The organism is Arthrobacter sp. IK3, assembly GCF_051337705.1.
GTDB classification, from domain to species: domain Bacteria; phylum Actinomycetota; class Actinomycetes; order Actinomycetales; family Micrococcaceae; genus Arthrobacter_B; species Arthrobacter_B koreensis.
Map to the genome: position 1 here is coordinate 502,921 of NZ_JBPPSW010000001.1, position 16,241 is coordinate 519,161.

Here is a 16,241-nt window from a genome sequence, read left to right on the forward strand (position 1 = left end):
CCCGGCCAGATTCGGCCGGGGTCTTCTTTTGTAGATGTAGTTCTCGAAAGGACACGCACATGGCAAAGCAGTTGGAGTTCAACGACTCCGCCCGTCGTTCACTGGAAGCCGGTGTCGACAAGCTCGCCAACACCGTCAAAGTCACCCTCGGCCCGCGCGGCCGCAATGTGGTGCTCGCCAAGACCTGGGGCGCACCCACCATCACCAACGACGGCGTCACGATCGCCCGCGAGGTCGAACTCGACGATCCGTATGAGAACCTTGGCGCCCAGCTGGCCAAGGAAGTTGCCACCAAGACCAACGATGTTGCCGGCGACGGCACCACCACCGCAACGGTCCTGGCCCAGGCACTGGTCAAGGAAGGCCTGCGCAACGTAGCCGCAGGCGCCGCTCCCGGCGCACTGAAGCACGGCATCGAAACCGCTGTTGAAGCAGTTGCCGCACGCCTGCTGGAGAACGCCAAGGAAGTTGAAGGCAACCAGGTTGCGCACGTGGCAGCCATCTCCGCCCAGAGCGAGGAAGTTGGCCAGCTGCTGGCCGAAGCTTTCGACAAGGTCGGCAAGGACGGCGTCATCACCATCGAGGAATCTTCCTCGACGTCCACCGAACTGGTCATCACCGAAGGCATGCAGTTCGACAAGGGCTACCTCTCGCCCTACTTCGTCACGGACGCCGAGCGCCAGGAAGCCGTTCTCGAAGATGCGCTCATCCTGATCAACTCCGGCAAGATCTCCTCGGTCGCCGAGTTCCTGCCGCTGCTGGAAAAGGCACTGCAGGCCTCCAAGCCGCTGTTCATCATTGCCGAAGACGTGGACGGCGAAGCCCTCTCCACCCTGGTGGTCAACAAGATCCGCGGCACCCTGAACGTTGTTGCGGTCAAGGCGCCGGGCTTCGGCGACCGCCGCAAGGCCATGATGCAGGACATCGCCACCCTCACCGGCGCCCAGGTTGTATCCCCGGACCTCGGCCTGAAGCTGGACCAGGTTGGCCTGGAGGTGCTGGGCTCCGCCCGCCGGATCACCGTCACCAAGGACAACACCACGATTGTGGACGGCGCCGGCTCCGAAGCCGACGTTGCGGACCGCGTAGCGCAGATCCGTGCCGAAGTTGAGCGCACCGATTCCGACTGGGACCGCGAGAAGCTCCAGGAGCGCCTCGCGAAGCTCTCCGGCGGCATCGGCGTGATCAAGGTTGGTGCTGCAACCGAGGTTGAGCTGAAGGAGAAGAAGCACCGTATCGAGGACGCCGTGTCCTCCACGCGTGCTGCCCTGGAAGAGGGAATTGTCGCCGGCGGCGGTTCCGCGCTGGTGCACGCTTCCCACGCCCTGGATACCGATTCCGAGGTGGCAAAGCTCGACGGCGACGCCGCCACTGCCGTAGGCCTGGTCCGCCGTGCGCTGGCCCAGCCGCTGCGCTGGATCGCCGAGAACGCAGGTGCCGAGGGCATGGTCGTCGTGTCCAAGGTGGGCGAGCTGGAAGTCAACAACGGCTTCAACGCCGCCACGGGCGAATACGTCAACCTGATCGAGGCCGGCGTCATTGACCCGGTCAAGGTCACCCGCTCCGCACTGCGGAACGCCGCGTCCATTGCCGCGCTGGTCCTGACCACCGAGGCACTCGTCGTCGAAAAGCCGACTGACGAGGAAGATGAGCACGGCCACAGCCACTAACTTTCGGCTGGCCCAGGGCCCCGTCAGACGCGGATTTTCTCCGCGGCTGGCGGGGCCTTTGCCCTTTCCTGGAGCTGCTGCAGGGCCGCCGGATTCAGGCTTCGCGGGGTTCGGCCGGTAAACTCGTGCGGTATTTGCCGCTTTGAAAGGACACCAGCAAGTGTCAGCATCCGTGCAGCACGCTGCCGCTTCGGACTTCCCGCAGGCCCCTGCCCCGCGCGCCGCGGAACGGCGCTACCGCCCCGAAGTCCAGGGGCTGCGCGCTCTCGCCGTGGTGCTGGTGGTTATCTATCACGTCTGGCTCGGCAGGGTTTCCGGGGGAGTGGACGTGTTCCTGCTGATCTCCGCGTTCCTGCTGACCGGCTCCTTCGTCCGGAAGGCCGAAAGCGGAAAGACACTGGCCCTGGGCCGGTACTGGCTGCACCTGTTCAAGCGGCTGCTGCCCGCCGTCGCCGTCGTCCTGCTGGCAGTGCTCGCCGCTGCCGCGGCGCTCCTGCCGGCCAGTGCCCGCCAGGACCTGATTGGACAGACCTGGTCCTCGCTGTTCTATTTCCAGAACTGGACTCTGGCCAATAATGCGGTGGACTACCTGGCAGCAGACCACAGTGCGGCCAGCCCGCTGCAGCACTTCTGGTCCCTGTCCATCCAGGGCCAGGTCTTTGTCCTCTGGCCGCTGATCTTCGCGGCAGCCCTCCCGGTCTCCAGGCTGGCGGGCAGGAGCTACCGGTCCGTGCTGGCGGTAGTCTTCACCGCCGTGTTCGCGGTGTCCCTGGCGTACTCCGTCTGGCAGACCGGAACCAACCAGGCCTATGCCTACTTCGACACCCGGACCAGGCTCTGGGAGTTCGCCCTGGGTTCCCTGCTGGCGCTGGCCCTGCCGTACCTCCGCCTGGGCCACCGGGCCCGCATCCTGATCGGGTGGACCGGCGTGATCGCCATGCTCAGCTGCGGCATCATCCTTCAGGTCCAGCAGCAGTTCCCCGGGTACCTCGCACTCTGGCCCACGCTGGCTGCGGCCATGGTGATCGCTGCCGGAGACACGGGCAGCCGGATCGGAGCGGACCGGCTGCTGAAGGCCGGGCCGCTGGTGAGGCTGGGGGACAATTCCTACGCCCTGTACCTGTGGCACTGGCCGGTGCTGGTTTTCTGGCTGATTGCCTCCAAACAGCAGAACGCCGGGCTGGTGGACGGCGCCGTCGTCATTGCGGTTTCGCTGCTGTTGGCTGTACTGACCACCAAACTGGTGGAAGGGCCGCTGCGCGGCTGGTCCTGGCCGCAGGTCTCCGCATGGCGCTCGGCAGTGGTGCTGGCAGCTTCCTTCGCCCTCGTTGCCGCGCCGCTGGCCGGCTGGCAGGAACGCGTGGATGCGCAGGCAGAAGCCGTGCGGCTGCAGTCCATTGCGGACAATCCGGGCGCGCTGTCCCTGGATCCTGATTATGAAACCGTCTCCTCCACCCAGGCCCTCGTCAAGCCGGCGCCGTCAGAGATGGACCAGGAATGGGCACAGCTGGACGAGGCGTGCGGGGAGGCCGCGGCGCCGGAGGCCGGCAGTGTCCTGGAAGGGCACTGCAAGCAGATCGGTACTGCCGAAGGATCGCAGAAGACCATCGTGGTGCTGGGAGATTCCCATGCCATGCAGTGGACCGCGGCCCTCGGCCCGGTGGCGCGCGCCAACGACTGGCACGTGGTCACTGTCCTAAAGATGGGTTGCCGGTACGGAGCCGAAGACCCTGAACGGTCCGAAGAGTGCAATGCCTTCAACCAGGCCGCGGGGGAGTACGTCCTGGACCTCATGCCGGACGCGGTGTTCACCGTCGCGTCCCTCACGCAGGAATCGAGTCCGGATGAAACCCTGGGCGGCGGCTACGACGACGGCGTCCGCCCCTTCACCGAGGCTGGCATCCAGGTCCTGGCCATGCGGGACAACCCGCGGTTCGAGTTCGACATGTTCAAGTGCCTTGAATCCAACGGCTTCGACGTGCGGGCCTGCCACGTGCCCCGCAGCCAGCTGCTCGCGGAAGTTTCGCCGCTGGAAGGACTAGAGGCCCGGATACCCGGCGTGCGCGTGCTGGATTTGAGCGACCAGTTCTGTTTCGATGACGCCTGCCCGGGGATCATCGGCAACGTGATTGTCTACAAGGACCATGACCACCTGAACCGGACCTACATGGAGACCACGTCCCATGTCCTCGCGGAACGCATCCTGGCCGCCACCGGCTGGGAAGGCGTCACAGTGCCCGGAACCACATAGCTCAAAGGGCCCCAAGGAATAGGGAGGGGTACCGGTTTCGTTCTACGATTAGATAAACGCGGGCGTGTTGTCCCAGCCACCCCACAAATCTCCGGTCCCGAAAGAGGCGCGCACTTGAGCCAGCAGTCCCCAGAACACGATCCGTTCGGCTTCGTCGGACTTACCTATGACGACGTCCTTCTGCTGCCCGGCCCCACGGATGTCATCCCTTCAGAGGCAGACACCAGCTCCCGCCTGACCAAGCGCATCACCGTACAGACACCCCTGCTCTCCGCTGCAATGGACACCGTCACCGAGTCCCGCATGGCCATCGCCATGGCCCGCCACGGCGGCCTCGGCGTGATCCACCGCAACCTTTCCATTGCGGACCAGGCCGAGCACGTGGACCGGGTCAAGCGCAGCGAATCCGGCATGATCACCAACCCGGTGACCATCGACCCGGACGCCACGCTCCAGGAACTCGATGACCTCTGCGCGCACTTCCGCGTCTCCGGCCTGCCGGTCGTGGACCCGCAGAACAAGCTGCTGGGAATCGTGACCAACCGCGACACCCGTTTCATTCCGCGCTCCGAGTACGCCACCCGCAAGGTGGGGGAAGTTATGACCCGGATGCCGCTCATCACCGGCCGGGTGGGCATCTCCCCGGAGGAGACCGTTGAGCTCCTGGGCAAGAACCGGATCGAGAAGCTGCCGCTGGTCGACGACGAGGGCCACCTTCAGGGCCTGATCACCGTCAAGGACTTCGATAAGGCCGAGCAGTACCCGTTCGCCACCAAGGATGACGAAGGCCGGCTGCGCGTCGGTGCCGCCGTCGGCTTCTTCGGCGACGGCTACGAGCGCGCCATGGCCCTCGTTGACGCCGGCGTGGACGTCCTGGTGGTGGACACCGCCAACGGCCACAGCGCCGGTGTGCTGGAAATGATCACCCGCCTCAAGAAGGACCCCGCTGCTGCCCACGTGGACATCATCGGCGGGCAGGCAGCTACCCGTGAAGGCGCCCAGGCGCTGATCGACGCCGGTGCTGACGCCATCAAGGTTGGCGTTGGCCCGGGCTCCATCTGCACCACCCGCGTGGTTGCCGGCGTCGGCGTACCGCAGGTCACCGCGATCTACGAAGCCGCCAAGGCTGCGATTCCCGCCGGTGTTCCGGTCATTGCCGACGGCGGGCTGCAGTACTCCGGCGACATCGGCAAGGCAATCGTTGCCGGCGCGGACACCGTGATGCTCGGCGGGCTGCTGGCAGGTTCTGCCGAAAGCCCCGGAGACCTGGTCTTCGTGAACGGCAAGCAGTTCAAGACCTACCGGGGCATGGGCTCGCTGGGCGCCATGCAGACGCGCGGCAAGAACACCTCCTACTCCAAGGACCGTTACTTCCAGGCCGATGTGCCCAGCGACGAGAAGCTGATCCCCGAAGGCATCGAAGGCCAGGTGCCGTACCGTGGCCCGCTGTCCGCCGTCGCGCACCAGCTCGTAGGCGGCCTGCGCCAGACCATGTTCTACACGGGCGCGCACACCATCGCCGAGCTCAAGGCCAAGGGCCGCTTCGTCCGGATCACCCCGGCCGGTCTGAAGGAATCCCACCCGCACGACATCATGATGACCGCCGAAGCGCCGAACTACGGTCGCCGCTAAGCATGAAGACTCCAGGAGCAGGCACCGTCCCCACCGGAACGGTGCCTGCTTCTTTTAACGACTGGGATAACCTAGAGCAGTGACTAACGAGATTGAGATCGGCCGTGGCAAGCGTGGGCGCAGAGCCTACTCCCTGGATGACGTAGCGATTGTGCCCTCCCGGCGCACCCGTGATCCCCAGGACGTCTCGGTCAACTGGCAGATAGATGCCTACCAGTTCGAAATGCCAGTCATCGGCGCCCCGATGGACTCCGTGATGTCCCCGGCAACCGCCATCGCGCTGGGCCGGCTGGGCGGACTGGGCGTCCTGAACCTTGAGGGCCTGTGGACCCGTTACGAGGATCCGCAGCCCATCCTGGACGAAATCGCCGTCCTCAGCGAAGAGAACTTCAATCCCTCGGCCACCCGCAGGCTGCAGGAGATCTACACCGCGCCGATCCAGGCCGAGCTGATCACCTCCCGCCTGGCCGAAATGCGCGAGGCCGGCGTCACCGTAGCCGGCTCGCTCACGCCGCAGCGCACCCAGGAGTTCTACAAGACCGTCCTCGCCGCCGGCGTGGACATCTTCGTGATCCGCGGAACCACCGTTTCCGCCGAGCACGTCTCCAAGAACGTTGAACCGCTGAACCTCAAGCAGTTCATTTACGAACTCGACGTCCCCGTCATCGTTGGCGGTGCCGCCGGCTACACCCCGGCGCTGCACCTCATGCGCACCGGCGCTGCCGGCGTCCTCGTCGGCTTCGGCGGCGGAGCGACGACGACGACGCGGCGTGCCCTGGGCATCCACGCTCCCATGGCCACTGCGATCTCAGACATCGCCGAAGCCCGCCGGGACTACATGGATGAGTCCGGCGGCCGGTACGTGCACGTGATCGCCGACGGCGGCATGGGTACCAGCGGCGACATCATCAAGGCCATTGCCATGGGTGCGGACGCCGTCATGCTCGGCTCCGCGCTTGCCCGCGCCGAGGAAGCACCCGGACGCGGCTGGCACTGGGGACAGGAAGCCCACCACAGCGAACTGCCCCGCGGCGACAGGGTCCACCTGGACACCGTTGCCCCCCTGAAGGAAGTCCTGTGGGGCCCCTCGCACCACACCAACGGAACCTCCAACCTGATGGGGGCCCTGAGGCGGGCAATGGCCACTACCGGATACTCTGACCTCAAGGCGTTCCAGCGCATCGATGTGCTGGTATCGCCATACCTTTACAACACCTGAGCACGTCCAACCCCGCCACCCCAGGGGCACGCTTCAGAGAGGAACCTAGACCATGGCAACAGATGCACTCAGTCCGGAATACCGCGAAGAAGCCCTGCAGAAACTGCGTTCCACGTCGGCCCCCGGCGGCGAACTGGACGTCCTGATTGTCGGCGGCGGGGTGGTGGGCGCCGGCGCTGCACTGGACGCCGTCACCCGCGGCTTGAAGGTGGGCATGGTGGAAGCCCGGGACTGGGCCTCCGGAACGTCCTCACGTTCCTCCAAGCTCATCCACGGCGGCCTGCGCTACCTCGAAATGCTGGACTTCGCCCTGGTCCAGGAAGCCCTGAAGGAGCGCGGCCTGCTGCTGCAGCGCATCGCCCCGCACCTGGTGAAGCCGGTGCCCTTCCTGTACCCGCTGACCAAGCGCTTCGTGGAACGGCCCTACGTCGGTGCCGGTATCTTCCTCTATGACACGCTGGGCATGACCTCGGGCAACTCCCGCGGCGTACCCATGCAGAAGCACCTGACCCGGCGGGGGACCCTGCGCGCGGCCCCCAGCCTGAAGGATGACGCCATGATCGGCTCCATCCGCTACTACGACGGCCAGGTGGACGACGCCCGCTACGTGGCCAACATGGTCCGCACCGCGGTGCACTACGGCGCCACCGCCGTGAACCGGCTCTCCGTCGTCGACTTCCTCCGTGAGGGGGAGCGTGTGGTGGGAGCCCGCGTCCGGGACCAGGAGACCGGCGAAGAGTTCGACATCGCCGCCAGCCAGGTGGTCAACGCCACCGGCGTGTGGACGGACGAAACCCAGGCCATGGTGACCGACCGCGGCCAGCTGAAGGTGCGCGCTTCCAAGGGCATCCACCTGGTGGTTCCCCGGGACCGCATCCAGTCCACCGTGGGCATGATCCTGCGCACCGAAAAGTCCGTGCTCTTCGTGATCCCGTGGGGACGCCACTGGATCATCGGAACCACGGATACCGACTGGAACCTGGACAAGTCCCACCCGGCGGCAACCTCCGCGGACATCGACTACCTGCTTGAACACGTCAACCGCGTGCTGAAGCGCCCGCTGACCCGCGAAGACGTTGAAGGCGTCTACGCCGGCCTGCGTCCGTTGCTGGCGGGGGAGAACGACTCAACGGCCAAGCTCTCCCGCGAACACGTCGTCGCGCACCCCGTGCCCGGCCTGGTGGTCGTGGCCGGCGGCAAGTGGACCACGTACCGCGTCATGGCCAAGGACGCCGTGGATGAAGCTGCCCGGGCGCTGGATGAGAAGGTGCCGGAATCCTGCACGCAGACCATCCCGCTGCTGGGCGCCGTCGGCTACAAGGCCGCCTGGAACAGGCGCCACCGCACCGCCGACGAATACGGCATCCACGTAGTGCGCGTGGAGCACTTGCTGAACCGTTACGGATCCCTTGCCGGTGAAGTCCTGGACCTCATCAAGGCGAATCCGGAACTTGGCGAACCGCTTCCCGGTGCGGACGACTACCTCGGTGCCGAAGTGGTTTACGCCACCACGCACGAGGGTGCCCGCCACATCGAGGACGTGCTTGCACGCCGTACCCGGATCTCGATCGAGTCCTGGGACCGCGGCGTTTCCGCCGCCCCGGTAGTCGCGGAGCTGATGGCACCCATCCTCGGCTGGGACGACGCCCGGGTTGAGGAAGAGGTCCGCCACTACCTCGCCCGTGTCGAAGCGGAACGGCTCAGCCAGGAACAGCCCGACGACGTCTCCGCCGACGCTGCACGCCTGGCTGTCCAGGACATCGCCCCGCGCTGAACCGGAGCACCGACGCATGAGTGAACTCAGCCTGAACGCGTCCGGCGCCGTCCTTACCGAGCCGGAAATGGTCATCCTGGAAATGGAGGCCAAGGACAGGGACGACGCCGCCGCGCAGCTGGCGGAGCGGATGTATGCCCAGGGCCGGCTGCTGGACCTGGATGGCTTCCTTAAGGACGTCACCGCCCGGGAGCACCAGATGGCTACGGGACTGCCCGGGGGCATCGGACTGCCCCACGCCCGCAGCAAGCACGTGGTGAAGACCTCGATCGCGGTGGGAGTCTGCAGGTACGGGCACAGCGTGGATTTCGGCGCCTCCGACGGACCCGCAACGGTAGTGCTGCTGATCGCTACGCCGGCGGCAGCCTATTCGGAGCACCTGGAGGTTCTGGCCACGCTGGCCCGGTCCCTGTTCCGGCCGGCTTTTCGGGAATCCCTGCGCCGCGCGCAGGACCCGGAGGTCCTGGCTGAACTCATCAATTCCTCGCTGGTGTTCTTCGACCACTGAGCAGCCCCGGAGGCGCCCATTGGGTTTTCTACACGACTACGAAGTACCGTTAAGCCGTGCTTAAGACTGCCCTGAAACCACGCTGGATCGCAGGACTCCTGTTTGCCCTGGCCATATCCACCGTGTTTGTGCTGCTCTCCGAGTGGCAGTTCTCGGCAGCCGAAAGTGAGGGCCCGCCGCCTGCCGAGGACACCGAAGTGGTTCGTCCCCTGACCGAGGTCTTCACTCCCGGCGGACCGCTGTACGGCACCCAGGCTGACCAGATGGTCACCTTCAGCGGATCCTTCGACCCCGAGGACCAGGTCCTCATCGACAACCGGCTGCTGGATGGCAAAGAGGGCTACTGGGTAGTCACCGCGTTCGACGTCGACGGCGCTCCGCAGGACGCCTCGATTCCCGTGGTTCGCGGCTGGGCCGAAGAAGCAGACGACGCGGGAACCGCTCCCGAGGGCGACGTCACCATTACCGGCCGGCTGCTGCCGCCGGAAGCCCCGGTTGCCGGACCGGTGCCCGCGGGCACCGTCGCCGCACTGTCCAGCGCCGAACTGGGCAACATCTGGGACAAGCCGCTGTACTCCGCGTTCGTCACGGCGCATGAGACGACGGTGGACGGAACTCCGGCAGATACCGGGCTGCAGACCGTCACCGTGGATCCCCAGCCGCAGGAAACCACCATCAACTGGCTGAACATCTTCTATGCCGTCGAATGGGTAGTCTTCGCCGGATTCTCCGTCTTCCTGTGGTGGCGGCTGCTGGCTGATTCATACCAGCGCAGCCTCGAAGAGGACGAGTACGAGGACGACGATGATGAAGACGAGGACGAGTATGACGAAGAACCAGGCACAACGAGCAGTGAGGTAAAGAATTGAGCGACCCCGCAGTGACCCGGCCGCCCCGCCCCAAGAAGAAGAAGCGCCGCTTCGGAGGCACCCACGCGCAGATCCGGACAGCCCTGGCCTTCTACAAGGTCTCATCCTGGGTAACGGGTATCTTCCTGCTGCTGCTCGTGGCCGAAATGGTCATGAAGTACATGCTCCAGATCCCACCCGTGATTGTAGGCGGCCTGAACCTCTACACAGCCGTGCTCATTGCGCACGGCTGGCTGTACGTGGTGTACCTCTTCGCTGACTTCCGCCTCTGGCAGCTGATGCGCTGGCCGTTCTCGAAGTTCATTGTGATTGCCCTGGGCGGCGTGGTGCCGTTCCTGTCCTTCATCGTGGAAGCACGCACCCACAAGCAGGTTCTCGCGGAACTCGCTGCCCACCCGGAAGCCGCCAAGCGCTACTAGGCGCCTTCGGGGGGGGGAGGCGGCAAGCCGCCCAAGGTGCGGGCGGTGCACTGTGGCGACTATCCTTGAAACCGTGACTAATCCCGCGACTGCTCCCATTGAAGAGCGCCCCGTCCTGGTTGTGGACTACGGTGCCCAGTACGCCCAGCTGATTGCCCGGCGCGTACGCGAAGCCGACGTCTACTCCGAGGTCGTGCCGCACACTTACAGCACCCAGGAACTCCTGGCCAAGAACCCCGCAGCGATCATCCTCTCCGGTGGACCTTCCAGCGTGTACGCCGAAGGTGCGCCCAAGGTGGATCCCGAACTGTTCGACGCCGGCGTGCCGGTGTTCGGCATCTGCTACGGCTTCCAGGCCATGGCCGCGGCCCTCGGCGGCAAGGTCGCCGAGACTGGCCTGCGCGAATACGGCTCCACCGATGCCGCCGCAGTAAACGGCTCCCGTTCAATCCTTGAAGGGACGCCGGAACACCAGAACACGTGGATGAGTCACGGTGACAGTGTCCAGGAAGCCCCCGAGGGCTTCGAGGTCCTCGCGAGCACCGCAGGCGCCCCCGTTGCCGCATTCGCGAACGAGGAAAAGAAGCTCTACGGCGTCCAGTGGCACCCGGAGGTCAAGCACTCGGCCCACGGCCAGCAGGTGCTTGAAAACTTCCTGTTCAAGGGTGCACGGCTGGACCGCAGCTGGACCACCGGCAACATTGTCGAAGAACAGGTCGAGCGTATCCGCCAGCAGATCGGTTCCTCCCGCGTCATCTGCGGCCTGTCCGGAGGCGTGGACTCCGCTGTGGCCGCGGCCTTGGTGCAGCGTGCGGTCGGCGACCAGCTGACCTGCGTTTTCGTGGACCACGGACTGCTGCGCGAAGGCGAAGCCGAGCAGGTTGAACGTGACTACGTCGCCGCAACCGGCGTCAAGCTTTACGTCGCCAACGAGCAGGAGCGCTTCCTGAACGCCCTAGCCGGCGTCACGGACCCGGAGACCAAGCGGAAGATCATTGGCCGCGAATTCATCCGGGCCTTCGAAGAAGCCGAACGCGCCATCATGGCCGAAGCCAATGCCGCCGGAGAACCGATCCGGTTCCTGGTGCAGGGCACCCTGTACCCCGACGTCGTCGAATCCGGCGGCGGTGAAGGCGCAGCGAACATCAAGAGCCACCACAACGTGGGCGGCCTGCCGGAGGACATGCAGTTCGAACTCGTTGAGCCGCTTCGCCTGTTGTTCAAGGACGAAGTCCGTGCCGTGGGACGCGAACTCGGCCTGCCCGCCGAGATCGTTGGCCGCCAGCCGTTCCCCGGCCCCGGACTGGGTATCCGCATCATCGGGGAAGTGACCAAGGACCGCCTTGACCTGCTCCGCCGCGCAGATGCCATTGCCCGTGCCGAGCTCACCGCGGCCGGCCTGGACGAGGAAGTCTGGCAGATGCCGGTTGTCCTGCTGGCCGATGTCCGCAGCGTAGGCGTCCAGGGCGACGGCCGCACCTACGGCCACCCGATCGTGCTGCGTCCGGTCTCCAGTGAAGACGCCATGACGGCGGACTGGTCGCGCCTGCCGTACGACCTGCTGGCCCGGATCTCCAACCGCATTACCAACGAGGTGGACGGCGTGAACCGAGTGGTGCTGGACGTCACCAGCAAGCCGCCGGGAACCATCGAGTGGGAGTAGCATCGTAGAGCGCGGGGGACGGCTGAACAGCCGTCCCCCGCGTTGCTATCCGGAGCTATTCGGGCAATTGACGATAGCTTGGAAGGTATGCCAGTTTGGTCGAGATCGTCGCGCGGAAGTGCAGGAAAGAGGGCATCAGTGTCTGAGCAGAATCCCGGGGACAGCGCCTCGGACTTCCTGCTGCCGTGGCTGGCCGGGCTTGGCCAGCACGCCGGGTCGGACACGCTGCTGCATTTCACGGTCACGCCGGAAAACAGCATCGACCTGACCCACGCCCACCCCTCCGGGCTTGCCCAGCTGCTTGCCGGGAGGAAAACCAGGCTCTCAACCCTGCTGCGCGACGCGGACCACTACAGCACCGCAATGCGGGCCGCCAGGGCGCTGCGGGCCAAGATCTACGAACTCGGCTCCGACCGCGGGATCGACGTTGGCTATCTCGCCGCAGGCACCGCATCCTGGCGCTACGCCTCTGACGAAGCCCTGCGCCCCGAATCCCTGACCGCACCGGTACTGCTGACCGCCGTCAGCCTGACCGTGCATGCTTCCCAGGACGACTACGAGCTCCAGCTCACCGGCAAGGCCGAGCTGAACCCCGCCTTCATCCGCCACCTCGAAAACCAGCAGGGCCTGGAGGTCGACGCCGAATCCCTGGCGCGGCTGGCCTACGGCACGGCCCGGTTTGATCCGCACCCGGTGCTGGAACGGCTGCGCGGCCTCACCGACGGCGTGCGGGGCATGAACATCGAGCACCGCCTGCTCGTCTCCACCTTTGCGGACCTGCCGGACCTCTCCGAAGACACGGCCCTGGACCCTTCCCATCCCATCCTCCGGGCACTGATGGACGCAGCCGTGGACGGCAGCGCAGAGGTAGCCGAACCCGCGGACCCGGGACTGCCGCCCCTGGATGACCGCGCACCGGCGTCCGAGCTCCTGGTACTGGACGCAGACCGCGAGCAGCAGGACGTGCTGGACCTCGCCGGAGCCGGAAACTCGCTGGTGGTTTCGGCTCCTCCGGGGACCGGCCAAACGCAAACCGCCGTCAATGCGGCCGCTGCCCTGGTGAACGCCGGCAAGTCCGTGCTCGTCGTTGCTGAACGCCGCGGAACCCTGAACGAATTCGTATCCGCGCTGGAGAACCTCAACCTCGGTTCGCTGGTGCTGCAGCTCGGAGCAGGGCTCGGCGAAGAGGCCCTGCGGGACCGTCTGGTCCGCGCCATCGTGCGGAACGAGAAGGCTGCTGAGCCGAACCTCGGCAACCTGCACAAGGTTCTCCAGGAAAGCCGCCACCAGCTGCGGGACCACGTGAAGTCCCTGCACAACGTCCGGCAGCGCTGGGGATGCTCTCCCTACCAGGCCATGCAGTCCCTGGCCGAACTGACCTCGCTGACGCCCGCCCCGGCAACCACCGTACGGCTCAAGCGCAGCGTCCTGGACAGCATCACGGACCGCACCGAGCTGACCGGCCGCCTGCGCCGCGCCGCTGAACTGGGCAGCTTCTCCCGTGCCGCCATCTCAAGCCCCTGGTTCGGTGCCAAACTGTTGAACCGCAAGGAAACCGAGGCAGCGCACAGGCTCACCGAGGAACTGGCCGAAGCGCTGCCGCTGCTGCGCGCCCGCGTGCAGGAAGTCGCCGAGCATTCGCAGATTCGGCTGGGTGAGACCTTCGCGCAGTGGGGCGAGCAGCTCGAGCTGCTGGTCGCCGTCCGCGAGAGCCTGGACAAGTTCACTCCGGACATCTTCGACCGTCCCGTTACCGACCTGATTTCCGCTACGGCCTCCTCGTCGTGGCGTCGTGAGCACGGGGTGGACATGAGTTCCATGACCCGTTCGCGGCTGCGCCGGGTGGCCAAGGAGTACATCCGCCCCGGCGTGCACATCGCAGACCTGCACACCTCCCTGGTACAGGTGCAGCAGCAGCGCGGCATCTGGACCCGCTACGCCACTACCCAGCGGCACCCCTCCGTTCCCACCGGACTCGCCGACCTGAACCGGACCTACCTTGGGGTCAAGGAGCAGCTGGATGAGCTGACCCGCATCCTGGCCGGAACCCCGGACAAACCGAACCTCGCAGACCAGTCGCTGGATGACCTGGAAAAGAAGCTGCGTGCCCTCGCCGGGGACAAGGAAACCCTGGAGACCCTTCCCGAGCGCACCCTCCTCGTGGACGAGATGCGCGGACAGGGCCTCGGCGAACTGCTCGATGACCTTGAAGCGCGGGAAGTGACGCCGCGGCAGGTCGGCTATGAGCTGGAACTGGCCTGGTGGCAGTCTGCCCTCGAAGCCATGATCAGCGGCGACGATTACCTGGCAATGTCCGACGGCGACAGCCTGCGCCGGCTGGAAGCCGAATACCGCCTGGCCGACAACGCGCACATCACCTCTGGTGCTTCGCGGCTGCGCTGGGACCTTGCACGGCGCTGGCGCGAGGGGATCAAGTCCCGCCCCAAGGATGCAGCGAAGCTCCGCGACGTCATCAAGACCGGCCCCCTCACGGTGGATTCCCTCTCCGGGCAGTCCGACGAGCTGGTCTCCTCCCTGCTCCCGGTGTGGGCCGCAAGCCCCCTGCTGCTGCCGATGATGCTTCCGGGATCCCGGCGGTTCGACGCCGTGATCATCCTCGATGCCGAGTCCATGAGCCTGCAGGCCGCCGTGCCGGCGATCGCCCGCGCAGGGCAGGTGCTTGCCTTCGGTGACGGAAACCTGGGCGGACCCCGCCCGTTCACCATCAACATTGAGCAGCCTCAGGCAGGCTCCGGCGCGGACGAACTGCCCAGTGCCTTTGACGCCCTTGCCCGCATCCTCCCTGTCCGCAGCCTCTCTACGGTCTACCGCGGAACCGACAAGCACCTGCTCAAGCAGCTCTCCGAAGAGTTCTACGACGGACAGCTCGCCTGGGTGCCGCGCGGAGACGAAGTGGCCACAGGGGAGCGGCCGCTCACGGTGGAGTACCTCGCGGACGGCACCGGCATGCCCAGCGCAGACCAGGAGGGCGTTGAGAGCGTCTCGGCCGAGGTCAACCGGGTTGTGGACCTGGTCTTCGAGCACGTACGGCGCCGGCCCAGCCAGTCCCTGGCAGTCATCACGGCCAGCCCGCGTCATGCCGTCCGGGTGGCGGAAGCTATCCGCGTGCAGATGGCGAACTTCCCGTGGGCAGCGGATTTCTTCGCTCCCGGAGCCGAATCCTTCCGGGTGGTCCCGGCCGACCGCGCCGCCGGCCTGGTCCGGGACGCAGTGATCTTCTCGCTCGGTTTCGGAAGGACCCCGCATGGGCGGGCACTGCACAACTTCGGCCTGCTCTCCGAGCCCGGTGGACGAGGACGGTTCGTCAACGCGATGACCCGTGCCCGTTACCGGCTTCACGTGCTGACGTGTTTCCAGCCCTCGGACCTCGACGAATCGCGGCTGGGCCACGGAGCGCGAGACTTCTACCAGCTCCTGGTGCGTGAACTCGACGGCGGGCCCGTGCAGCCTGCCGCTGACCGCCCGGCCGGCAACTCAATCATGGCGGACGACCCGCTGGTGGCGGACCTGGTGGGAAGGCTGCGGTCGCGGGGCGCCGAGGTCTGGGACCACTACGACGACGTCATCGACATTGTGGCTACTGTCCGGCGTTCCGCGGATGCGGATCCAGCTGTTCCCATGGCCATCGAGTCTGACGGAACTGCCCGGTACCGGGGAATGAGCGTACGGGAGCGCAGCCGGCTGCGTCCCCAGCTGCTCGAACGGCTCGGCTGGCGCTACATGCCGCTGTGGACCATCGAAGTATTTACCGATCCCGCCACCTGTGCGGACCTGGTGGGCCGCTACCTGGGCCTGCCGTCTCCGGCCCCCGAGCCTGAGCCCATCCGTGAAGTACACGCGGCAGCTGCGCAGGCAACCGTGGTGCCGCACGGCAGCACACGGATCCGTCCGCGTTCAGAGGAACAAACCAATCCGGGCATCCGGGCCGCGGCGGCAGCTGCGGCCGGCGGAATCGACAGGCAGCATGAACCAGGAACAGAACAGCCCTCCTGACGCGGGATCCGGCACTGGAGCGCAGGCGCACGGTGAAAGCCAGGGACAGGAGAAGGCGAATCGGCCTGCGGCCGACGGGAGCAGCAAACGCCGCTCCCGGCGAAGCACCTCGGCGCCCACCAGGCTGAAGCAGGCGGCGCAGCTGTTACACACGGCACCTGCCGTCCCCCAGCCCGCGGTCGCCAAGCCATCCGGTGACGGATCCGCCACCGGCGCATCCGC

10 protein-coding genes are annotated in these 16,241 nt (G+C 66.3%); all 10 read left to right on the forward strand.

The window, feature by feature from the left end:
- The first annotated feature begins 59 nt into the window (after window positions 1–59).
- Window positions 60–1,670, forward strand: a complete 1,611-nt coding sequence (gene groL, locus ACSLGO_RS02445) for a chaperonin GroEL (protein WP_091602814.1) — start codon at window positions 60–62, stop codon at window positions 1,668–1,670.
- A 160-nt stretch (window positions 1,671–1,830) separates the two neighbouring features.
- Window positions 1,831–3,921: an acyltransferase family protein gene (locus tag ACSLGO_RS02450; RefSeq protein WP_436399803.1), complete on the forward strand. Its 2,091-nt coding sequence runs from the start codon at window positions 1,831–1,833 to the stop codon at window positions 3,919–3,921.
- 114 nt (window positions 3,922–4,035) lie between these two features.
- Window positions 4,036–5,553 carry an IMP dehydrogenase gene (guaB, locus tag ACSLGO_RS02455; RefSeq protein ID WP_091602817.1) on the forward strand — a complete coding sequence of 506 codons (1,518 nt, stop codon included), beginning with the start codon at window positions 4,036–4,038 and terminating at the stop codon, window positions 5,551–5,553.
- A 79-nt stretch (window positions 5,554–5,632) separates the two neighbouring features.
- Entirely contained in the window at window positions 5,633–6,772 is a 1,140-nt protein-coding gene (locus ACSLGO_RS02460; protein ID WP_091602820.1) for a GuaB3 family IMP dehydrogenase-related protein, read from the forward strand.
- Window positions 6,773–6,824: 52 nt separating this feature from the next.
- Window positions 6,825–8,546 carry a glycerol-3-phosphate dehydrogenase/oxidase gene (locus tag ACSLGO_RS02465; RefSeq protein ID WP_091602823.1) on the forward strand — a complete coding sequence of 574 codons (1,722 nt, stop codon included), beginning with the start codon at window positions 6,825–6,827 and terminating at the stop codon, window positions 8,544–8,546.
- Window positions 8,547–8,562: 16 nt separating this feature from the next.
- Window positions 8,563–9,054: a PTS sugar transporter subunit IIA gene (locus ACSLGO_RS02470; RefSeq protein ID WP_091602826.1), complete on the forward strand. Its 492-nt coding sequence runs from the start codon at window positions 8,563–8,565 to the stop codon at window positions 9,052–9,054.
- Window positions 9,055–9,110: 56 nt separating this feature from the next.
- Window positions 9,111–9,923, forward strand: a complete 813-nt coding sequence (locus tag ACSLGO_RS02475; RefSeq protein ID WP_263127361.1) for an SURF1 family protein — start codon at window positions 9,111–9,113, stop codon at window positions 9,921–9,923.
- Window positions 9,920–10,342 (forward strand): DUF3817 domain-containing protein, encoded by a 423-nt coding sequence (locus tag ACSLGO_RS02480; protein ID WP_091602832.1) that lies wholly within the window; start codon window positions 9,920–9,922, stop codon window positions 10,340–10,342. Before ACSLGO_RS02475 ends, ACSLGO_RS02480 begins: the two co-directional genes overlap by 4 nt.
- Before the next feature lie 73 nt (window positions 10,343–10,415).
- Window positions 10,416–12,005, forward strand: coding sequence for a glutamine-hydrolyzing GMP synthase (guaA, locus tag ACSLGO_RS02485; RefSeq protein ID WP_152273671.1), 1,590 nt, complete (start codon window positions 10,416–10,418; stop codon window positions 12,003–12,005).
- 87 nt (window positions 12,006–12,092) lie between these two features.
- Window positions 12,093–16,019 carry an AAA family ATPase gene (locus ACSLGO_RS02490; protein ID WP_436399804.1) on the forward strand — a complete coding sequence of 1,309 codons (3,927 nt, stop codon included), beginning with the start codon at window positions 12,093–12,095 and terminating at the stop codon, window positions 16,017–16,019.
- Window positions 16,020–16,241 lie beyond the last annotated feature (222 nt).

Bases quoted from the DNA above. Each gene is read 5' to 3' on its own strand.
- ACSLGO_RS02465 (WP_091602823.1), top strand. From the start codon at position 6,825: ATGGCAACAGATGCACTCAGTCCGGAATACCGCGAAGAAGCCCTGCAG.
- ACSLGO_RS02470 (WP_091602826.1), top strand. From the start codon at position 8,563: ATGAGTGAACTCAGCCTGAACGCGTCCGGCGCCGTCCTTACCGAGCCG.
- groL (WP_091602814.1), top strand. From the start codon at position 60: ATGGCAAAGCAGTTGGAGTTCAACGACTCCGCCCGTCGTTCACTGGAA.
- ACSLGO_RS02490 (WP_436399804.1), top strand. From the start codon at position 12,093: ATGCCAGTTTGGTCGAGATCGTCGCGCGGAAGTGCAGGAAAGAGGGCA.